Annotated in this window: 29 protein-coding genes; all 29 read left to right on the top strand. The window is 59.5% G+C overall.

The genetic code is table 11. From position 1 onward, the window contains the following. Positions 1-7 precede the first annotated feature (7 nt). A complete protein-coding gene (locus tag ACQZ5Y_RS07025; RefSeq protein ID WP_112191601.1) occupies positions 8-667 on the top strand; it encodes a DUF3164 family protein in 660 nt (219 codons plus the stop codon). Positions 668-674: 7 nt separating this feature from the next. Beyond that, positions 675-974: a hypothetical protein gene (locus ACQZ5Y_RS07020; RefSeq protein WP_174060069.1), complete on the top strand. Its 300-nt coding sequence runs from the start codon at positions 675-677 to the stop codon at positions 972-974. Beyond that, complete coding sequence (locus ACQZ5Y_RS07015) at positions 971-1,339, top strand: hypothetical protein (RefSeq protein ID WP_174060070.1); 369 nt, start codon at positions 971-973, stop codon at positions 1,337-1,339. The genes ACQZ5Y_RS07020 and ACQZ5Y_RS07015 overlap by 4 nt, the downstream gene beginning before the upstream one ends. Further along, positions 1,339-1,620, top strand: a complete 282-nt coding sequence (locus ACQZ5Y_RS07010) for a host nuclease inhibitor protein (RefSeq protein ID WP_174060071.1) — start codon at positions 1,339-1,341, stop codon at positions 1,618-1,620. The genes ACQZ5Y_RS07015 and ACQZ5Y_RS07010 overlap by 1 nt, the downstream gene beginning before the upstream one ends. Beyond that, positions 1,617-1,820 carry a hypothetical protein gene (locus ACQZ5Y_RS07005; protein ID WP_174060072.1) on the top strand — a complete coding sequence of 68 codons (204 nt, stop codon included), beginning with the start codon at positions 1,617-1,619 and terminating at the stop codon, positions 1,818-1,820. The genes ACQZ5Y_RS07010 and ACQZ5Y_RS07005 overlap by 4 nt, the downstream gene beginning before the upstream one ends. After that, complete coding sequence (locus ACQZ5Y_RS07000) at positions 1,810-2,073, top strand: hypothetical protein (RefSeq protein WP_112191604.1); 264 nt, start codon at positions 1,810-1,812, stop codon at positions 2,071-2,073. The genes ACQZ5Y_RS07005 and ACQZ5Y_RS07000 overlap by 11 nt, the downstream gene beginning before the upstream one ends. After that, entirely contained in the window at positions 2,057-2,251 is a 195-nt protein-coding gene (locus ACQZ5Y_RS06995) for a hypothetical protein (protein WP_174060073.1), read from the top strand. The genes ACQZ5Y_RS07000 and ACQZ5Y_RS06995 overlap by 17 nt, the downstream gene beginning before the upstream one ends. Further along, the gene (locus ACQZ5Y_RS06990) at positions 2,248-2,901 is read left to right on the top strand and encodes a regulatory protein GemA (RefSeq protein ID WP_174060074.1); all 654 of its coding nucleotides are present in this window, start codon (positions 2,248-2,250) and stop codon (positions 2,899-2,901) included. The genes ACQZ5Y_RS06995 and ACQZ5Y_RS06990 overlap by 4 nt, the downstream gene beginning before the upstream one ends. Next, positions 2,898-3,143, top strand: a complete 246-nt coding sequence (locus tag ACQZ5Y_RS06985; protein WP_112191607.1) for a hypothetical protein — start codon at positions 2,898-2,900, stop codon at positions 3,141-3,143. Before ACQZ5Y_RS06990 ends, ACQZ5Y_RS06985 begins: the two co-directional genes overlap by 4 nt. Next, complete coding sequence (locus ACQZ5Y_RS06980; RefSeq protein ID WP_112191608.1) at positions 3,143-3,529, top strand: hypothetical protein; 387 nt, start codon at positions 3,143-3,145, stop codon at positions 3,527-3,529. Before ACQZ5Y_RS06985 ends, ACQZ5Y_RS06980 begins: the two co-directional genes overlap by 1 nt. Positions 3,530-3,625: 96 nt before the next feature. Beyond that, complete coding sequence (locus ACQZ5Y_RS06975; RefSeq protein WP_112191609.1) at positions 3,626-4,369, top strand: NlpC/P60 family protein; 744 nt, start codon at positions 3,626-3,628, stop codon at positions 4,367-4,369. A gap of 6 nt (positions 4,370-4,375) precedes the next feature. Next, the gene (locus ACQZ5Y_RS06970; protein WP_174060075.1) at positions 4,376-4,672 is read left to right on the top strand and encodes an NAD(P)+ transhydrogenase beta chain; all 297 of its coding nucleotides are present in this window, start codon (positions 4,376-4,378) and stop codon (positions 4,670-4,672) included. Next, positions 4,669-5,034, top strand: coding sequence for a hypothetical protein (locus tag ACQZ5Y_RS06965; RefSeq protein ID WP_174060076.1), 366 nt, complete (start codon positions 4,669-4,671; stop codon positions 5,032-5,034). Before ACQZ5Y_RS06970 ends, ACQZ5Y_RS06965 begins: the two co-directional genes overlap by 4 nt. Positions 5,035-5,250: 216 nt before the next feature. After that, entirely contained in the window at positions 5,251-5,469 is a 219-nt protein-coding gene (locus ACQZ5Y_RS06960; protein ID WP_174060077.1) for a TraR/DksA C4-type zinc finger protein, read from the top strand. After that, entirely contained in the window at positions 5,469-5,828 is a 360-nt protein-coding gene (locus ACQZ5Y_RS06955; RefSeq protein WP_174060078.1) for a DUF2730 family protein, read from the top strand. Before ACQZ5Y_RS06960 ends, ACQZ5Y_RS06955 begins: the two co-directional genes overlap by 1 nt. Next, positions 5,821-6,135 carry a VpaChn25_0724 family phage protein gene (locus ACQZ5Y_RS06950; protein WP_112191613.1) on the top strand — a complete coding sequence of 105 codons (315 nt, stop codon included), beginning with the start codon at positions 5,821-5,823 and terminating at the stop codon, positions 6,133-6,135. The genes ACQZ5Y_RS06955 and ACQZ5Y_RS06950 overlap by 8 nt, the downstream gene beginning before the upstream one ends. After that, positions 6,132-6,722: a DUF3486 family protein gene (locus tag ACQZ5Y_RS06945; RefSeq protein WP_112492957.1), complete on the top strand. Its 591-nt coding sequence runs from the start codon at positions 6,132-6,134 to the stop codon at positions 6,720-6,722. Before ACQZ5Y_RS06950 ends, ACQZ5Y_RS06945 begins: the two co-directional genes overlap by 4 nt. Then, the gene (locus tag ACQZ5Y_RS06940) at positions 6,719-8,356 is read left to right on the top strand and encodes a hypothetical protein (protein WP_174060079.1); all 1,638 of its coding nucleotides are present in this window, start codon (positions 6,719-6,721) and stop codon (positions 8,354-8,356) included. Before ACQZ5Y_RS06945 ends, ACQZ5Y_RS06940 begins: the two co-directional genes overlap by 4 nt. Then, complete coding sequence (locus ACQZ5Y_RS06935; RefSeq protein ID WP_174060080.1) at positions 8,356-9,942, top strand: DUF935 domain-containing protein; 1,587 nt, start codon at positions 8,356-8,358, stop codon at positions 9,940-9,942. Before ACQZ5Y_RS06940 ends, ACQZ5Y_RS06935 begins: the two co-directional genes overlap by 1 nt. Positions 9,943-9,945: 3 nt before the next feature. Then, a complete protein-coding gene (locus tag ACQZ5Y_RS06930) occupies positions 9,946-10,746 on the top strand; it encodes a phage minor head protein (RefSeq protein ID WP_174060081.1) in 801 nt (266 codons plus the stop codon). A 240-nt stretch (positions 10,747-10,986) separates the two neighbouring features. Next, the gene (locus tag ACQZ5Y_RS06925) at positions 10,987-12,141 is read left to right on the top strand and encodes a phage protease (RefSeq protein ID WP_174060082.1); all 1,155 of its coding nucleotides are present in this window, start codon (positions 10,987-10,989) and stop codon (positions 12,139-12,141) included. Then, on the top strand, positions 12,138-12,548 hold the full coding sequence (locus ACQZ5Y_RS06920) for a hypothetical protein (protein WP_145166605.1): 411 nt from the start codon (positions 12,138-12,140) through the stop codon (positions 12,546-12,548). The genes ACQZ5Y_RS06925 and ACQZ5Y_RS06920 overlap by 4 nt, the downstream gene beginning before the upstream one ends. A gap of 13 nt (positions 12,549-12,561) precedes the next feature. Continuing rightward, entirely contained in the window at positions 12,562-13,458 is an 897-nt protein-coding gene (locus ACQZ5Y_RS06915) for a Mu-like prophage major head subunit gpT family protein (protein WP_112191620.1), read from the top strand. Between the two features lie 99 nt (positions 13,459-13,557). Continuing rightward, positions 13,558-14,364 carry a hypothetical protein gene (locus ACQZ5Y_RS06910; protein ID WP_174060083.1) on the top strand — a complete coding sequence of 269 codons (807 nt, stop codon included), beginning with the start codon at positions 13,558-13,560 and terminating at the stop codon, positions 14,362-14,364. Then, positions 14,361-14,792 carry a gp436 family protein gene (locus ACQZ5Y_RS06905; protein ID WP_112191622.1) on the top strand — a complete coding sequence of 144 codons (432 nt, stop codon included), beginning with the start codon at positions 14,361-14,363 and terminating at the stop codon, positions 14,790-14,792. The genes ACQZ5Y_RS06910 and ACQZ5Y_RS06905 overlap by 4 nt, the downstream gene beginning before the upstream one ends. Continuing rightward, positions 14,792-15,355, top strand: a complete 564-nt coding sequence (locus ACQZ5Y_RS06900) for a phage virion morphogenesis protein (RefSeq protein ID WP_112191623.1) — start codon at positions 14,792-14,794, stop codon at positions 15,353-15,355. The genes ACQZ5Y_RS06905 and ACQZ5Y_RS06900 overlap by 1 nt, the downstream gene beginning before the upstream one ends. Then, positions 15,352-15,768 carry a phage tail terminator protein gene (locus tag ACQZ5Y_RS06895; protein ID WP_112191624.1) on the top strand — a complete coding sequence of 139 codons (417 nt, stop codon included), beginning with the start codon at positions 15,352-15,354 and terminating at the stop codon, positions 15,766-15,768. Before ACQZ5Y_RS06900 ends, ACQZ5Y_RS06895 begins: the two co-directional genes overlap by 4 nt. Further along, positions 15,765-15,938, top strand: a complete 174-nt coding sequence (locus tag ACQZ5Y_RS06890) for a hypothetical protein (RefSeq protein WP_162685922.1) — start codon at positions 15,765-15,767, stop codon at positions 15,936-15,938. Before ACQZ5Y_RS06895 ends, ACQZ5Y_RS06890 begins: the two co-directional genes overlap by 4 nt. After that, positions 15,931-16,863, top strand: a complete 933-nt coding sequence (locus ACQZ5Y_RS06885; protein WP_112191625.1) for a phage tail tube protein — start codon at positions 15,931-15,933, stop codon at positions 16,861-16,863. The genes ACQZ5Y_RS06890 and ACQZ5Y_RS06885 overlap by 8 nt, the downstream gene beginning before the upstream one ends. Positions 16,864-17,019: the final 156 nt, after the last annotated feature.

Genomic DNA, 17,019 nt, shown 5'->3' with positions numbered 1-17,019 from the left:
TAAACCCATGGAAGCTGTAATTCTGGAAGAAAAGGCCGCAGCCGGCATCACCATCGTGAACGGCAAGCAATATGTCACCAACGCAGACGGCGGCCTGACGCCGCTCGCCCTGGTGAAGGCCGCAGACTTTCTTGAGGACCAGATGGTCCGCAAGATTATCGCGTTCGCCAAGCCGCTTTCCGCCGAGCTGGCCCGGTTCAAGAAGCACACCCGCGCCGATATTGCCGAGTTCGATCGCAATCTTGAGGCCCAGTATAGCCTCGTCAAACGTGGCCGCGCCGGAGCCGGTAACCAAAAATACCGCACCATCGACGGGCTGATGTCCGTCGAGACCCGCGTGAACAAGTTGATCGAGTTCGGGCCGCAGCTACAGGTCGCGAAAGGTCTGATCGACGAATGCCTGAACGAATGGACGGAAGACGGCCGCGCTGAAATCCGTGGCCTCGTCACTCGTGCCTTCAATGTCGATCAGGCTGGCAAGATCAGCAAGGACGCCGTCTTTGAACTGTTCAAGATCGAAAGCGATGATCCGCGCTGGATCAATGCGATGGAGGCGATCAATGCCGCCGTGCGGGTCATCGGCTCGAAAGAGTACCTGCATTTCAGCTTCCGGGAATCGCACGATGCGGAGTGGATCCGCATTTCTCTCAACATTGCTGATGCGTGAGGTGGAAATGAAAACCTTCGTTTTTGATGTCACCCGCCGCGTCGTCGTCACTCTGGACGAAAGCAAGTTCACCACCAAGACCATGGCGGAATTCAATTCCGTCATCACTGATCTCGGAACTGATGAGCATGCTTATCTTGCTCACGCCGGGCGTATCGCTGATCTTTTTGCCCATGGCCTGGAAGACTTCAACCAGAGTGACTTCGTCGAAGGGTATGGGCCGGTCAGTGAAGCAGGCATCCACGTCGCCGCAAACGATGACTACGACTACATCGAACGCGTATTCCCGGAAGGCGGTGTGGCATGAACAACACCGGCCTTCCTAAACCCTGCCTGAATTATCCGTCGCGAACTGATGCCATCCGGGCACTTCGGGCCGAAGGATTTTCAAACAGGCAAATCGCAGAAAAGACGGGTATTCCGCTCAACAACGTCTGCGCTCTGGTGCCGATGAAACCAAAGCCCGCATCTGTGCCGATACCCCGCGAGACGGGTTACCGCGTCGGGGAGCAGAACGTCGCCAGGATCGGTTTGAACTTCGAAATCCGGCAGATGCTTCGGCCCTTCGCGGCGAAACGCAACATGTCGGTGGAAACGCTTATCACCGATCTGGTCGAGAAGATCGCCGAGGACGGCCTTGTCGATGCTGTCATGGATGACGGGGTGAACTGATGGCCCACATCGTTTGCTACCGATCGGGCGAAACCTTTGTCAGCCGCCGCGTGCCGAAAGGCACTATGAGGATCGTCACCGGTCATGGCCGCCGCCTGAAGCGCATTCTTTCTGTGTGCGCCCGCCATGCCTATGACGGCAACACACTGCTCGTTCCCGGCCTGCCCGAGGCTGAAAACGACCTTCAGGCGATCTCGGCAGTCAAGGGTTTCGAGGAGATGCTGCGCGTCCGCCTGGCGAAGGGTCCGCACCGCCGCACAAAGGGGCGCAGGCTGCTATGAGCTACGACTACATCCGCAACTATTACGGCATTGAGATCACCGTGAACCGGCTTGTCCGGCACACGGTGACCGCCCGGTACGGCAAGATCAAGCCGGAAGGCCGATCGCATCGGCACTACGTCAAAGTGCATTTCCATGGTGACGACCATTACAGCAACTGCCACCCCCGCGAACTGGAGTTTGTCGCCCATGACGAGTAAGCGCCAAATCCCTGCGGCCTTCACCAAAGGCCACGTGCTCTGCTCTCCGTCCGGAAAGCTTCAGCCGAAAACATGGGGTGAGACCGCCGCCAAGGCGATCGCATCCAAGTACCGCAAACGCGAGACCTGGGAAAAGGCGCAATCGCGCGGCTGGTCCGTCCAGTTCGTCTACGTCCGCTTTTTCATCCCGGTTTTCAAAGCCACCTTCACAACCACCGAAATCAGCGAGGCCTACGATGCCGAGGACATTTGAACCTGATCAGCTGCTGACGGCGCTGATCGACGCATTTCTGAAGGACGGCCATTTTGTTCACGCCAAGGGCGGCAAGATGTTCGTCCTGGTCGTGACCGAGGAAGGCGAAGAAAGCCGCTCTTCGGAGTTCTGCCTTTCCGACATCGCAGCCCAAGTTGCGGGGAGGCTGTCGAGATGAGCAAGACCATTGCCGCCATCAAGATCGAGCAGAAGAAACTCGGCCTGGACGATTTCACCTATCGCGCCAAGCTGGAAATCCTGACAGGCAAATCATCGACCAAGGACATGACCGAGGCCGAGCGCCAGAAGGTTCTTGTAAGCTTGCGCGGCAACGTGGCGAGACCCGCCCCGGTTCGCCAGGACGGTCGCGACGGCAAGCGCAAGCTTTCCGGCAAGTACCTGCCGAAGATGCGGGCGCTCTGGATCGCCTGCTACAATCTCGGTGTCATCGAGGACCGCCGCGACAGCGCGCTGGAAGCCTTTGCCATGGGCCGGCAATTGCCTGAAATTTCCGACCTGCGTTTTGTCCATACGGCGAGCGACGGTGCCAGTGTCGTTGAGGCGCTGAAGAGCATGCTTGCGCGTGCCGGCGTCACCTGGACCGATCGGGTGCCTTGTGAGCCATTCGAGAAAAGCCACGGTTACAAGATCGCCCGCGCGCAGTGGGCGATCCTGCATCCGGGCGAGCCGAACGCTTTCTGGCAGGCCGTCACCCACATTGCCAACGAAAGCATCGGCTACCGGAATTTGAGCGATGCCGAGTGGATCACAGTCATGAACCATTTCGGGCCGCAGGTTCGCCGCCAGAAGAAGGGCGGCAAATCATGACGCAAACCGCCGTCCCGCTCGTCCGCGATCCTGCCCTGCGCGATGTTGCCGCTCCGTCGCTTGTCGATCCGGCTGGCCGCGCAATGCAGCTCTATTCCTTCAGCTACCGCCACGGCGACAAGCCCTGGTCGTTCTCTCTCTGGGCCTATTCGAAACGTGATGCCAAACAGCGCCTGCGTGCGCTTCGCCGTAATGTGCGCCTTGACGGCATGATCGTTGCAGAAATTGAGGGCAGCAACTGATGTCCGACTTGCCTGATCGCGCCTACATGACACCGCTGTTGAACCGTATCGCCGATGTTGCCGGCGAACGGGCCGCGATCATACTCGGCCGTGAAAAAGCGGGCCTGCAAATCTACATTCCGGAAACTGTTACCCCAAACCACTGGTTGGCCGACCTTGTCGGGCTCGATGCAGCGAAAGCCATAGCCGTTGCATGGGGCAGCAAACATTTAGTGGTTCCCCCTGCCATGAACGGGGACAAACGCCGTCGCGCTTCGACGATTGCGGAACTAATCGAAAAAGGCTACTCCAATAATCAGATCGTAGCGCTTACCGGCGTATCACGCCGCACAGTAATCGAGCATCGCCGCAAGCGGCCGGACGATCGACAAGCCTCCCTGTTTTAGTTCCGTGGTGCAGAAATGCACTCATGAGAACATGGGCCGAACGGCCCAATAGTCCTCTCGACGGGGGCGCCTTAAGCCCCTCTTGAAGGGGCTATAATGACCACCCAAACATTTGATGAATGGCTGATTTCCCGACTTCGGGATGCCGGTGCTTATGGCGGCAGGACGGACGGCGTCTATGGGCGCGAAGTCATCAAGGCGATCGAACGCTTTCAGGACGCTTATCATCTGCCTCTCACCGGCAGGGCGGATGCAGTGACTGTCGATGCTCTGCGCAAGGTCAAGAGCAAGAACCCTGAAAGCAATCTCATCACCTACGCTAAGGTGCCGGTTCCGACCGAACCTGTCTGGATGCGAGAAGCGCGCCGATACATCGGCATTACCGAAATCCCCGGTTCGAAATCCAATCCCGTCATTATGGGGTGGGCAAAGAAGCTCGGCGGCTGGATTGCCTCTTGGTACCAGAATGATGACACACCCTGGTGCGGCCTGTTTATCGGCAATGTGATTGCTGCCACGCTCCCCAGAGAACCCCTCCTCGCCAACCCGCTCGGCGCGCTGAACTGGAAAAAGTTCGGCACGGAAGGCCGCATCGCACGCGGCGCAATCCTTGTTTTCGAGCGGAGTGGTGGCGGGCATGTGGGCATTTATGTCGGTGAGGATCGGACGCACTATCATGTTCTGGGCGGTAACCAGGACAATGCCGTGTCCATCGCCCGCGTCAAAAAAGATCGCCTTGTTGATGGTGGCGTGCGCTGGCCCAAGACAGGCGAAGATCCGATCGGCGGCGCGGTACAGCTTACCGCGTCCGGTGCGCCCGCCTCGAAAAGTGAGGCGTGAGCAGAGATGAAAAAGCCATCCTACCGCACAACGAAAGCGCAGTTGTGGATCTCGCTCTGGTTCGCCTGGTCAGTCATCATTGGCATCGTTTGGGCTGGCCTTAACGGGAGCGACAACGCCGTGGCACTCGCTAACATCGTTGTCCCGTCCATGATCCTTCTTATCGCGGCCATGCTCGGCATCCATCGTTTCGCCGGCGCCATGGACTACGCCAACACACTCCGCTCCGATTCCGTTTTGCCTTCGCGACCCCCCTACAATCCGCGCGACGTGCCGGCCGAATTCCCGGAGGGTTCCCAATGATCGGGGCGTGGCTTTCGAAGGCGGTCACGCCCCTGGTCATTGCAGCGGCGTTTCTTGCTGTCGCTGCCTTCCTCGGCTGGCTCTCCATTTCCGCCGTCAACAGCATGGTGGAAACGGCAGTCACGACGAAAGCGGCCGAGCGGAACGCACACTGGAAAGCCGAGATTGAGACAGCCAACACCAGGGCTGCCAATGCCGAGGCGGCGCAGGTTCATCTCGCCATGGAGCTTGAGCGGGACACGTCTATCCGGATCGCCGCACTAAACGTCAACAAAGAGAAACTGGAGAATGAGAATGCGGCCTTGCCGAATGGCGATGCTTGTGGCCTTGGCCGCGATCGCGTCCGCCTGCTCCCCCGCTGACCCGAAGCCGGCACCGCCGACTATCGTCAAAACAGTCAAAGCTACAGTCCCCCCCGCCTCGCGGGTTCCCTGCGTTACTGGCGATCTGCCGGACCGCGACATGACGGAGCGGGAAGTCACTACGCGATGGGGAGCCGATCGCACCGAAATCCTGTCCTGCGATGCCCGCCGTGCGGCCGCCGTCGCAGCGATCGACAATGCGCCGGAGACCCCAAGATGAATTTAGGTGGAAACGCCGCCTTTGATCTCGCTGCCGAGCGGGCCGAACAGGAACGCGAAACAAAGATAGCGGCTGCGAGACAGGCCTTGAGGGGTCCCGGCACGATGGTTTGCGAGGATTGTCCAAACGACATTCCGCGTGAGCGCCGCATCGCCATGCCATCGGCGACACGTTGCATCGCCTGCCAAACCCGACACGAAAAGAGGCTGCGCTGATGCAAGCTACCGATATCGCCCTCTACTGCGGCCTAGCCCTCTCCGTCATTGCCATCTTCGGCCACATCAAGGTCTGGATGAACAGCGGCGAGAAGGAACTGACAAAGGATGTCGCCGCGCTCAAGCGCGATACCGAAGCACATGAAACAAAGCTGATCGGCCTCGATCGACGCGTTCAATCGGTCGAAAGCGACATGAAGCATCTGCCCGACCGTGAAAGCCAGCACCGTCTGGAGCTTGCTCTTGAGAAGGTCAACGGGCGTCTCGACACCCTCAATGAAACGCTGAAACCGATCAAGGCGAACGGCGAAGCGATGAACGAGCTCCTACTGGAAAGGGCTAAGCAGACCAATGTCTAACATCGGTATTGACTGGGCACGCATACGCCGCGAGCGCGCCCGGCTGATCATTCTCAAAGCGCTGGCCGAACAAGAAAACGGATCGCTCGACAGCAGCATGATTGAAGAAATCATGCCGCTTTTCGCTATCCGGGAAACCAGATTGTGGATCCACGAGCAAATGGAATTTCTGGCCGAGCGGGACGCTGTGACGCTGGCGAAAGCCGGTAGCGTCATAATCGCCACGCTGAACAAGCGCGGCCGCCGCCACCTTCAGCGCGACACGACAATCGAAGGCGTGACACGCCCTTCGGAGCCGGGCGAATGAGTATGAAGGGGCGCGGACGACTTTCCGGTATCGAATTGCTGCCCGAGGCTTGCGCAGATGCGGTTGCCTGGGCAGCGTCTGAACTCCAGAACAGGGAGCGCACCCAGACCGACATTTACGAAGAGTTTGTCGGCAAGCTGGAACTGCTCCACCGGGAGCATCGTGGCGAGCTGGAATTTTCCATACCGTCGTTTTCGGCATTCAACCGCTATTCGATCCGTCTTGCAACTTTGACGCAACGGCTCAACCAGACCCGAGAAATCGCATCCACACTGGCCAGCAAGTTCGATGCAGCCGCTTCCGACGATCTTACCCTGATTGCATCCGAGGCCATCAAGACGCTTGTCTTCGAACTGGTGACCAACGGTGGCGAGGCCGGTTTTGATCCAAAGGGCGCAAAGGCTCTCGCGGATGCCCTGTTTTCTGCATCCCGCGCCCAGGGTGTGTCTACCAATCGCCGCCAGAAGGTCGAAGCGGAGTTTGCTGCCAAAGCTACCGAGGCCGTCAAGTCCGTTGCCAAGGCAAGAGGCATATCCGCCGAGAGTGCGGAGCAAATCCTTGACCAGATTTTGGGTGTCTCGAAATGACCGGCCCGATCTCAAAGGAACAGTGGGCCGAGGCTCGCAGGCTCTCGACCGACGCCCTCCTGGACAAGATCGAAGCCCGCAAGGCGCTTTTGTCATATCAGGCCAAGACAATTGCGCAGTTGGAAAGCACGGCCTGCCGCGTCCTGTTCATCGAAAAATCCCGCCGTATCGGCCTGACATGGGGTTTTGCGTCCTACGCCGTCCTGCGCGCTGCGCGTTCCCGCGAAGCGGGTGGCATGGACGTAATGTACATTTCCTATTCGCAGGAAATGACCCGCGAGTTTATCGATGCCTGCGCCATGTGGTCGCGAGCCTACAATCAGGCCGCGCTGGAAATGGAAGAGTTTCTGTTCGACGACAGCGACAAGGAAGGCGAGCGTTCGATACAGGCATTCCGCATTAAGTTCGCTTCCGGCTTCGAGGTCATCGGCCTGTCGTCTGCGCCGCGTTCGCTGCGTGGTAAACAGGGCGTCGTCATGATCGACGAAGCGGCCTTCGTGGACAGCCTGAAAGAGCTTCTGAAAGCTGCCCTGGCATTCCTGATGTGGGGCGGCCAGGTCGTTGTTTGTTCGACGCACAACGGCGTCGAGAATGAATTCAACGTTCAGATACAGGACATCCTTTCCGGCCGGTCTGCCTACAAGCATATGCGGATCGATTTCGATGAGGCTCTAGAGGCTGGTCTCTATGAGCGCATTTGCCTTGTCACGGGCAAGGAATGGACGCCTGAAGCAGAGGCTGACTGGCGCGAAGACATCATCAAGTTCTATGGCGATGGTGCCGATGAGGAATTGTTCTGCATTCCGACCATGGGCAGCGGGACATGGCTGTCAGCGCCATTGATCGAAGCGCGGATGACATCAGACGCGCCAGTGCTTTCGCTCGAATTGCCTCTCGACTTTCTACAACGCCCAAAATTGGATCAGGAAGCCCTGGTCGCTCCATTCATCGAAGAACTGGCGGCCGCCCTGTCAGTCCTCGATCCCGAACTGCTTTACGCGTTTGGTTTCGACTTTGCGCGTGTCGCTGACCTTTCGGTTGCGACCCTTCTTGCGCTTACCAAAAACCTCCGGCGTGAAACTGCACTGACGGTGGAGATGCGCGGCGTACCGGGTGATGAGCAAAAGCAGATCGTAAAGATGATCCTTAAGGCCGCGCCGCGGCTGATCGGTGCTGCCTTCGACGCGACCGGCATGGGCTGGACGGTCGCTGAAGATATGGGTCGCATATTCGGCCTGAGGGAGAACGACCAGGGCAGCGGCCTCGTGTGGGCCATCAAGTTCTCACAGGACTGGTACCGCATCAATATGCCGCCTGTTAAAGCGGCTTTTGAAGACAACGCCATCTCGATCTCGAAGAACGACAATCATCTTGCCGACCTTCGCCTGGTCAAGGTTATCCGGGGCATCCCGATGGTGCCGCCAGTGCGCGTCGGCGAGACCGGCAAGAAGCGACACGGCGACTACACGATTGCACTGGCGTTGGCCTATTTCGCCAGTCGCATGCAGTGGCACGAGTACGGCTACGTCGCTGTCCCTAGAGCCTCCACCAAGTTCGACAGCCCAAACACCGATCGCGATGACGGTGCGCCGACGCGCCTTTCTTCCATGCGTCGATCGAGAGGAATTTATTGATGGCCAAGCTCATCGACCAGTGGGGAAACCCGATCACCTCCGCCGCCCTGAAGCAGGAGCAGGCCGCCCCGACCATGATGGGCGTGCGCCGTCCAAACACGGAGCATCAAGCCAGCGGTCTGACGCCGGCGAAGCTCGGCCGCCTTTTGAGGACATCCGTGAACGGCGAGCCGCAGGCATATCTCGAGCTTGCCGAGGACATGGAGGAACGCGACCTGCACTATGCCGGCGTGCTTGCCGCCCGCAAGCTGCAGGTGGCCGGACTGGAAATAACCGTCGAAGCGGCAAGCGAAGATGCGAACGATGTCGAGAATGCCGATATGGTGCGCGCTTTCATCGAGCGTGACGCTTTCGAAAGTGAGCTTATCGATATGCTCGATGCGATCGGCAAAGGTTTTTCCGCTACCGAAATCATCTGGGAAACCTCGTCGAGCCAGTGGAACCCGGTCGCGCTCAAATGGCGAGATCCGCGCTGGTTCCGATTCGACGAGCTCGACGGCGAAACGCTCCTGTTGCGGGACCTCGCCGGCGACGTGCCGCTTGCTCCGTTTAAGTGGATCGTTCACCAGGCGAAGGTGAAATCCGGCCTGCCGATCCGTGGCGGTATTGCCCGCGCCGTCTGCTGGACGTTCCTGTTCAAGTCTTTCACCATGAAAGACTGGGCCATCTTCTGCGAAGCTTATGGTCAGCCGCTCCGCCTGGGGAAATGGGGAGAAGGTGCAAGCGAAAAGGATAAGGAAGTCCTGCTGCAGGCGGTTGCCAATATTGGCGTTGATTATTCTGCGATCGTACCGGCCTCAATGTCGGTTGAGTTCGTCAAAGCGGATATTTCCGGCTCGCATGAACTCTACGAGAAGCGCGCCAACTTTCTCGACCAACAGACATCGAAAGTCGTTCTCGGGCAGACCGGCACCACGGACGCGATCGCGGGCGGCTATGCAGTCGGCAAGGTTCATGACGGCGTGAAAGCCGACATCGAGCGTTCGGATGCCAAGCAACTGGCGGCAACGCTCAATCGTGATTTCGTGGTGGCTTACATCTCCCTCAACAAGGGACCGCAGAAAGCCTATCCGAAAATCCGCATCGGCCGGCCGCAGGAAGTCGACCTCGAAAAATACATGAAGAACGTCACCGCGTTCGTGAACCTGGGCGGCAAGGTTGGCATGGCGAAGGTTCGTGACAAGCTCGGTATCGAAGACCCGGACAAGGACGAGGAGCTGCTGCGCCCAGCCAGTCGCGCGAGCGCTGAAGAAACCGACCCATCGACAAAGCCCGAGAAACTGCCGCCACCCAAACCGCAGATTTCCATGCACCGCGTGGCAGACCGACCGGCGCCGGGCGATGCGATCGACGACAGTATCGCAAGCATCCTTTCTGACGATGGTTGGGAGCCGATGGTCGCGCCTGTTGTCGAAGGGCTTGAAGCACAGATCGCCAAGGCAAAAGACCTTGCCGAGATCCGTGCCATCTTTCAGGAGCGCCTCGTGTCCATGGACGTGAACGCGCTCACGGAAATACTCGCCCGTGCTGCATTCTCCGCTCGCCTGGCGGGGCTTGGCAACGAAACCCTCTCTGACGAGGCCTGACGCGTGGCAGCAATCCTTCAGCCCCTGCCGCCCCGCGATGCCATCGCCGCCTTTGCCGCCCGAACTGGTTCGCCGGTCGAGACGATTTCCTATCTCGATATGTGGCAAGCCGAGCATGCGACCAGCTTCACCGTCGCGAAGTCTGCCGGTTTCGATATCCTGAATGACATTCTAGCGGCCATTGAGCGCCTCTTGAATGAAGGTCAGACCATCGAGCAGGCATCCCGCCAGTTGCGGCCGATCCTCGAAGCGAAGGGCTGGTGGGGCAAGAAATTCGTCGCGGATCCCGTGACGGGGGAAAGTGTGCCGGCGCAACTCGGCAGCGCGCGACGGCTGCGCACCATCTTCGACACCAACATGCGCGTGTCCTACGCGGCCGGTCACTGGACGAGCTTTGAGCAGAACCGGCGCAACCGCCCGTTCCTTCGCTACGTCACGATGCGCGACGACCATGTCCGCCCAGAGCATGCGCGCCGGCACAATCTCGTTCTGCCGATCGACCATCCCTATTGGAACGAATGGGCACCGCCTTGCGGCTGGGGATGCCGTTGCACGCTGCAGAGCCTCTCGCAGCGTGACATCGACCGGTTGATTGCCCTGGGCGAAAAGCTGATCTTCGAGCCACCGGAAAACACCTGGCGCAATTTCGTCAACAAGCGCACCGGCGAAGTGACCCGCGTTCCCGATGGCATCGATCCAGGCTGGGGTTATAATCCGGGCAAGGCAGGGTATGAAGCGAGGGTTGCGCAACTGCTGGCGCAAAAGATGGCAAACGGGTTAGGATCGCCTCAACCGCCGCCATAGTTTCGAAAGGAACACAAGCCCGCAGAGAGCGTTTGCAGGGATCGAACCGCGCCATCCATCATCCGGACGGCAAAAACGCTTCTACGGGCTTTTAATCGGCCTCAACTTTGGTGCCTACGTCCCTTGCCCGGTTCGATCTGTCGCCTTATTCATGATCCGTTCGGTTCCGGCGCAAAGCTCCAAACCGTGGTGCAGTTTTGCACGTGAGCGAAGAGAGCCGCTCCGCTTCTAGATAGGAGCATGAAAAACGCTCTCGCAACCCTTCTTTCTTCCTCGTTCCTGACGGCGCACTCCGCCGAGCTGGTGGCAACTGCCACGGACGATGTCTGGCTGAAGCTCATTCCGGCCGGCACATTTTCCGGTCGCGATGGTCGCGGCCCGTATCATGCCGGCGATCTCGTATCCCTTCAGCGCATCGCTGACACGACCCGGCGCTATGCCGGTTCGACGGATATTCTTGTCGACTACGAACACCAGAGCCGTAATAGCCAGGAGAATGGCAAGCCCGCCCCTGCGGCCGGCTGGATCAAGGAAGTCGAGGCGCGTCCGGACGGACTTTATGGCCGCGTCGAATGGACGGCCACCGCCGCCAACGCGATCAAGGCGAAAGAGTACCGCTACATTTCCCCGGTCTATTTCCACACCAAGGCGGGCGAGGTTCTCGCCCTTCAGACCGTGGCGCTGACCAATGTCCCCAATCTCGACCTGTTCGAGATCTCGGCGCACTCCATTTTTTCCGCAGCCCAAACCACAGAGGTTTCCATGAAACGTTTGCTCGCTGCTCTCGGTCTTGCCGAGGGCGGCAGCGAAGACGATGTGCTTGTCGCCATCAATTCGCTGCTGACCAGCTCGACGGCAATTGCCGTTGCTGCCGGTCTTACAAAGGACGCCAAGTCCGAGGCGATCGCCACGGCGGTCCATACCGCTTTCGCCGACCGCAAGAAGATCGCAATCGCGGCCGGGAAAAAGGAAGACGCCAGCGTCGAAGACATCGTCAGCGTTCTGTCGTCGGCCCACACTGCCACCACGCCCGATCCGACGAAGTTCGTTCCGATCGAGCAGGTCACCGCCATGCAGGTCGATCTCAAGGCGCTGAAGGACAAGGACGCCAACAAGGATGCGGAGGCCGCAGTCGGCGACGCGATCCGCGATGGCAAGCTTGCGCCGTCGCTGAAGGATTGGGCGGTTTCCATGCACAAGGCCGATCCGAAGAAGTTCGAGGAGTTCGTGGGCAAGGCCCCGGTGCTCACCTCGGCGCAGCGCGCCCAGGTCACCGCCCCGAAAACCGGCCCCACTGCCACTCTCGATGATGCGGATATCGCGATCATGCGGCAACTCAACCTGAAGCCCGAGGACATGGTGAAGTCCAGGGAAGCGATGGAGGCAAGCCGTTGACCGCCCTTTCCGCAGACCGCAACACCCCGCGTCGTGAACGCACCACGCGTCACGTCCCGGTCGCCGCCGGCGTCAAGCTTTATGCAGGCGCAATGGTCGCGATCAGCGCGACCGGCTTTCTCGTGCCGGTCACGGCCGCCGCGACCCTGAAGGCCGCAGCCCGAAACGCGAAGTTCGTCGACAACACGAGCGGCGGCAACGGCGCTGTACTGGCCGAGCAGGAACTCGGAACCTACCGCTGGGACAATTCGGCCGCGGCAGACCTCATCACCCGCGCCGATATCGGCAGCGATGCCTACGGCGTCGATGACCAGACCGTCGCGAAAACCAACGGCGGCGGCACCCGCTCGATCGTCGGCAGGATCGCCGATGTCGATGACCAGGGTGTCTGGATCACTCACACCTGAAAAAGGCAAGTCAATGGAACTCAATAGTGCTGTTCTTCGCTCTGCTGGTATTGGCTTCAATGCCTCATTCCAGCAGGGCCTGGGGTCCGCAACGTCGCTCTACCAGCGCGTTGCCACGATCGTGAACTCGACCACCGCGTCGAATGAATATGGCTGGCTGGGCAAGGCTCCGCGCTTCCGTGAATGGATTGGCGATCGCGTCATCAATGCGATGACGAAAAGCGGTTACACGCTGAAGAACCGTTCGTTCGAGAACACCATCGGTGTCGATCGTACCGACTTCGAGGACGACAATCTTGGTATTTATGGCCCGCTGTTCCAGGAGCTGGGCAATTCGGCCTCAACCTTCCCCGACGAACTCGTCTTCGCCTTGCTGAAAGTAGCATTCACGTCGCTTTGCTACGATGGCCAGTATTTCTTCGATACCGATCATCCCGTGCTCGACGAAAACGGCAAGCTCATCAATGTGGCCAACACTGACGGCGGAAACGGCACACCGTGGTTCCTGCTTGATGTTTCCCGTCCGCTGAAGCCGCTGATCTACCAGAACCGTAAACCGTTCACGAACCTCGTCCGCAAGGACAAGGAAGACGACGATAATGTCTTCTTCCGCAAGGAATACATCTACGGCGTGGATGGCCGATGCGAAGTCGGTTTCGGTTTCTGGCAACAGGCCTGGGGCTCCAAGCAGACGCTCGATGTCGCCCATTACGAAGCTGCCCGTGCAGCGCTGACTGGCATGAAGGGTGATTTTGGTCGCCCGCTCGGCATCATGCCGTCTCTCCTGGTCGTGCCGCCCAGCCTCGAAGGCGCTGCCAAGCGCATCGTCCAGAGCATCCTCGTCAACGGCGGTGAATCGAACCCTTGGGCAAATACCGCCGAAGTCATGGTTGTTCCCTGGCTGGCCTGATCTGCCTCCGGCCGCCTACCTCCCTCCCGTTCAGTCGGGAGGGCTTTTTGAAAACCGCTCCCCAGCCGCTTTCGCAAAGCCCTCGAAAGGATAGCTCTTATGTCGAAGCCTACGACATCCCCGAAGAAATCCCGTTCCACCGCGCCCGCCGTCGATCTTGAGACCGTCAAGACGGATGGCACGCAGGATGATGCAGCCGTTACCACATCGGTTGCATCTGACCCGTCAGGTTTGAGAGCACCTGACGGGAACAATACCGGCCCGGCCGACGCCGATGGTTCTGCTGCTGACCAGGACCTCCCCGGCGAAGGGCACGCTCAGACCGATGCGGATGCGGCCACCGCATCGGTCGACCTTTCCACCGAACCCTCCCAGGGCGTTGCGGACGGAGCCGGCGCGAATGCCGGTTCCGCTGCGCTTAAGGTCGAGGATATCGCCCATCTTAACGAGACCCTCGCGCTGGCTGCGATCGGCGGCAAGCTGCTTGAGATCATCGTAGAAGTTGCGCGGGAATATCCCGAACTTCAGGATTGGATCGGCAGCGACAATCCGGCAAGCATCGTGCGTGAGCTGGTCGAAGAAAACGCGATCCTGAAGGAAATCCGGGAGTACGCTAAAAAAGAGGATACCGGCCTGCAGGAGCATGCCGGCGACTACGCTTCCATGACCCGAGATGAATTCGAGCGCCGTTTCCCGCTGTCCTATGCGTTGTTGTCTCCCTTCACTGACTCCCTCTCCGCTGAATACCCGCCCCTGCTGCGCGTCACCTCAAAGCGAGACGGCTTCCGTCGCGGCGGCATCGCTCATTCGTCCAGGCCGATCGATTATCGCCCCGGCGAGCTTTTGCCCGAGCAGCTGGAAGCAATCCTTGCCGAGCCGCTCCTAACGGTTGAGGTCATCGATTGACCTACGTCACGCAACAGGACCTGATCGACCGTTTCGGCGAAAAAGAACTGATCGAACTGACGGACCGCGTCAACAAGCCGGTTTCAACGATCAATCCTGTTGTCGTCGAGCGCGCCATTTCCGACGCCTCCGCCCTGATCGATGGCTACCTGAAAAAGGTCCTCAAACTGCCTTTGAGCGTCGTTCCACCGGTGCTTACGAAGAACGCGGCCGATATCGCCCGCTATTACCTTCACGGCAAGGCGGCGGAAAAGGATAGCCCGGTCACCCGCGCCTATAACGAGGCGATCGGTTTCCTGCGCGATGTGTCTCGCGGCCTGGTCGAACTGACGGACGGCGGCGAGACGCCGGCGCCTGCAGGCGGCGGTTCGGTTCGGGCGTCTGCGCCTGGTCGCGTCTTCACCCGTGACAGCCTGAAGGATTTCTGATGACGGGCTCGGCCATCTATCTCGATGACGAACTGACGCCGGTTCTCTCGCGGATCGGCCTTGCTGTCGCGCATCCCGGCGAACTGACATCGGCCTTTGCCGCGTACCTGGTCTTTTCGACACAACGCCGGTTTGAACTGGAGACGGGTCCAGACGGGCAGAAGTGGCAGGCGCTCGCCCGTCGCACGCAGCTGAAGAAAATACGCGGCCGGCAGCGCGGCGCAAACAACATCCTGCGGGTGACTACCGCGCTTTATCGCAGCGTCGTCGGGCATTCCGATGATCGGTCCGCTTCTGTCGGTTCGAACCTTGTTTATGCCCGTGTCCACCAGGAAGGCGGCCAAATCCAGATGTACGCCCGTAGCCAACGGGCATCGCTGGCGAAAATACGCGGCAAGTCGCGGTTCGTGACACGCGGGAAGAAAGGCTCGGTCGAGAAGAAAATCACGATCGGCGAACATACCATCGCCGTTCCGGCACGCCCGTACCTTGGTTTTTCTGCCGAGGATCGCACACGGCTTGTCGAGATCGGTCAGGATTTTCTGGAAGGTCAAGCACGATGATCGATTCAATTCTCGCCCGTCTCCTGGAAGACGACACGCCCTTTGCGATCGGCGGCGATGCGGCCGAACTCGCGGACGTGAAGGATCGGCCGAACAATCTTCCTGCCGTCTATGTCTACGTCTCGCACGAAAAGTCCGCGCCAAATCAGCACGTCAACATTGTTCGCCAACGAACGGCCTTCGATGTCGCGGTCGTGATTGTCACCGAGAACCTTTCCCGAGGCGACAACGGCGCGGCACGCGGCGACATCGAGGCGCTGAAGGCTTTCGTGCGTGGCCAGCTGCTCGGCTTCCTGCCGGAAGGCGCATCCGACCCGCTGGAGCATGTCGAAGGCGAAATTCAACAGGCATTGAACGGCGTCGTCTGGTTCGAGGACGTGTTCACCAGCGCCTACTACCAGGAGACACGATGATGGACGGCCAGGGTGGCTCATACATCCGCAATGAGGACGGCTCCCTGAAACTGGTGAGCCGCACCGAACAGAAAGAGGCCGACGCCGGCCTGAGCGAAGCTGCCCTTGAGGCGGTCCGCAAGAACATGACCGGTTCCGGTCGGAAACCAAGGGAACAGAACAATGGCTAAGCGGTACTGGCGCAATCGCGCCCTGATGTTGAAACCCGAGGCAACCTATGGCGTGGACGCTGTACCGACCGGCCTCGCCAACGCGATGCTTGGCACGAATGTGAGCCTTGAGCCGCTGCTCGGCGAAGATTTGAGCCGTGACCTGGTGCTGCCTTACATGGGTCATCAGGGCATCATTCTCGATGGCAACTATGCCCGTCTTTCTTACGAGATCGAGATTGCCGGTTCCGGTGTCGCAGGCACAGCCCCGGCGTTCGGCCCGGCGTTGCGCTCCTGCGGTTGGCAGGAAATCGTAACGGCCGGTCAGAAAGTCGAATACAAACCGGTCTCGAAGCTGTTCGAAAGCACCACGCATTATTTCAACATCGACGGCGTCAATCACGTTCTGGTCGGCACGCGTGGCACCATGACGTTTGGACTGACACCGCGCCAGATTCCGCGTTTTGTCTTCACTATGACCGGTTTGATCGGGACGATTGCTGACACCGCGTTGCCTGCCGTCGATGTCACCAAATTCATCGCGCCACTTCCCGTCAACAAGGCGAATACAGCTTTCTCCCTGTTCGGTTACGCCGGCGCCTGTGAGGGCATTACCTTCGATCTGGCAAACCAGATCGAGCCGCGCATGCTCATCAACTCTGAATCGATCGAGCAGACCGACCGCCAAATGACGGGTAGCGCGATCATGGAAGCCACGCACCTTGCCGACAAGAACTGGTTCCAGATCGCCCGTGCCCACACCAAGGGCGTCCTCTCTGCGCAGCAGGGCACGGTCGCAGGTAACATCGTCAAGTTCGATGCGCCTGCCGTCCAGATCGGCCGCCCCACCTACGGCGAAACGCAGCGCATCATGAACAACACGTTGCCGCTGATGTTCACGCCCACCTCAGCAGGCAATGACGAGATCCTGCTCACCTTCCAGTGAGGACCGGAGCCGATGCGCATTTATTGCACCTATTGCGGCTCCCAGCTCCACACCTTCGAAGCGTGCCCGAAAACATGGAACGGCAGCGCAACGCGGCTTCATCTGCGGTGCGCCTATTGCGGCTCAAACAAACACAATTACGAGGCCTGCCCGAAA

Source organism: Agrobacterium sp. A3-95, from assembly GCF_053521785.1.
The sequence above is the reverse complement of the archived record's forward strand: the minus strand, read 5'-3'. Positions and strand labels throughout refer to the sequence as shown.

Excerpts from the sequence above, each read along its gene's own strand:
- ACQZ5Y_RS06995 (WP_174060073.1), top strand. The coding sequence starts at position 2,057 with ATGCCGAGGACATTTGAACCTGATCAGCTGCTGACGGCGCTGATCGAC.
- ACQZ5Y_RS07020 (WP_174060069.1), top strand. The coding sequence starts at position 675 with ATGAAAACCTTCGTTTTTGATGTCACCCGCCGCGTCGTCGTCACTCTG.
- ACQZ5Y_RS06900 (WP_112191623.1), top strand. The coding sequence starts at position 14,792 with ATGACGGGCTCGGCCATCTATCTCGATGACGAACTGACGCCGGTTCTC.
- ACQZ5Y_RS06970 (WP_174060075.1), top strand. The coding sequence starts at position 4,376 with ATGAAAAAGCCATCCTACCGCACAACGAAAGCGCAGTTGTGGATCTCG.
- ACQZ5Y_RS06950 (WP_112191613.1), top strand. The coding sequence starts at position 5,821 with ATGTCTAACATCGGTATTGACTGGGCACGCATACGCCGCGAGCGCGCC.
- ACQZ5Y_RS07025 (WP_112191601.1), top strand. The coding sequence starts at position 8 with ATGGAAGCTGTAATTCTGGAAGAAAAGGCCGCAGCCGGCATCACCATC.
- ACQZ5Y_RS07015 (WP_174060070.1), top strand. The coding sequence starts at position 971 with ATGAACAACACCGGCCTTCCTAAACCCTGCCTGAATTATCCGTCGCGA.
- ACQZ5Y_RS06945 (WP_112492957.1), top strand. The coding sequence starts at position 6,132 with ATGAGTATGAAGGGGCGCGGACGACTTTCCGGTATCGAATTGCTGCCC.
- ACQZ5Y_RS06885 (WP_112191625.1), top strand. The coding sequence starts at position 15,931 with ATGGCTAAGCGGTACTGGCGCAATCGCGCCCTGATGTTGAAACCCGAG.
- ACQZ5Y_RS06895 (WP_112191624.1), top strand. The coding sequence starts at position 15,352 with ATGATCGATTCAATTCTCGCCCGTCTCCTGGAAGACGACACGCCCTTT.
- ACQZ5Y_RS06975 (WP_112191609.1), top strand. The coding sequence starts at position 3,626 with ATGACCACCCAAACATTTGATGAATGGCTGATTTCCCGACTTCGGGAT.
- ACQZ5Y_RS07000 (WP_112191604.1), top strand. The coding sequence starts at position 1,810 with ATGACGAGTAAGCGCCAAATCCCTGCGGCCTTCACCAAAGGCCACGTG.
- ACQZ5Y_RS06940 (WP_174060079.1), top strand. The coding sequence starts at position 6,719 with ATGACCGGCCCGATCTCAAAGGAACAGTGGGCCGAGGCTCGCAGGCTC.
- ACQZ5Y_RS06965 (WP_174060076.1), top strand. The coding sequence starts at position 4,669 with ATGATCGGGGCGTGGCTTTCGAAGGCGGTCACGCCCCTGGTCATTGCA.
- ACQZ5Y_RS07010 (WP_174060071.1), top strand. The coding sequence starts at position 1,339 with ATGGCCCACATCGTTTGCTACCGATCGGGCGAAACCTTTGTCAGCCGC.
- ACQZ5Y_RS06925 (WP_174060082.1), top strand. The coding sequence starts at position 10,987 with ATGAAAAACGCTCTCGCAACCCTTCTTTCTTCCTCGTTCCTGACGGCG.
- ACQZ5Y_RS06915 (WP_112191620.1), top strand. The coding sequence starts at position 12,562 with ATGGAACTCAATAGTGCTGTTCTTCGCTCTGCTGGTATTGGCTTCAAT.
- ACQZ5Y_RS06960 (WP_174060077.1), top strand. The coding sequence starts at position 5,251 with ATGAATTTAGGTGGAAACGCCGCCTTTGATCTCGCTGCCGAGCGGGCC.
- ACQZ5Y_RS07005 (WP_174060072.1), top strand. The coding sequence starts at position 1,617 with ATGAGCTACGACTACATCCGCAACTATTACGGCATTGAGATCACCGTG.
- ACQZ5Y_RS06955 (WP_174060078.1), top strand. The coding sequence starts at position 5,469 with ATGCAAGCTACCGATATCGCCCTCTACTGCGGCCTAGCCCTCTCCGTC.
- ACQZ5Y_RS06980 (WP_112191608.1), top strand. The coding sequence starts at position 3,143 with ATGTCCGACTTGCCTGATCGCGCCTACATGACACCGCTGTTGAACCGT.
- ACQZ5Y_RS06985 (WP_112191607.1), top strand. The coding sequence starts at position 2,898 with ATGACGCAAACCGCCGTCCCGCTCGTCCGCGATCCTGCCCTGCGCGAT.
- ACQZ5Y_RS06890 (WP_162685922.1), top strand. The coding sequence starts at position 15,765 with ATGATGGACGGCCAGGGTGGCTCATACATCCGCAATGAGGACGGCTCC.
- ACQZ5Y_RS06935 (WP_174060080.1), top strand. The coding sequence starts at position 8,356 with ATGGCCAAGCTCATCGACCAGTGGGGAAACCCGATCACCTCCGCCGCC.
- ACQZ5Y_RS06910 (WP_174060083.1), top strand. The coding sequence starts at position 13,558 with ATGTCGAAGCCTACGACATCCCCGAAGAAATCCCGTTCCACCGCGCCC.
- ACQZ5Y_RS06990 (WP_174060074.1), top strand. The coding sequence starts at position 2,248 with ATGAGCAAGACCATTGCCGCCATCAAGATCGAGCAGAAGAAACTCGGC.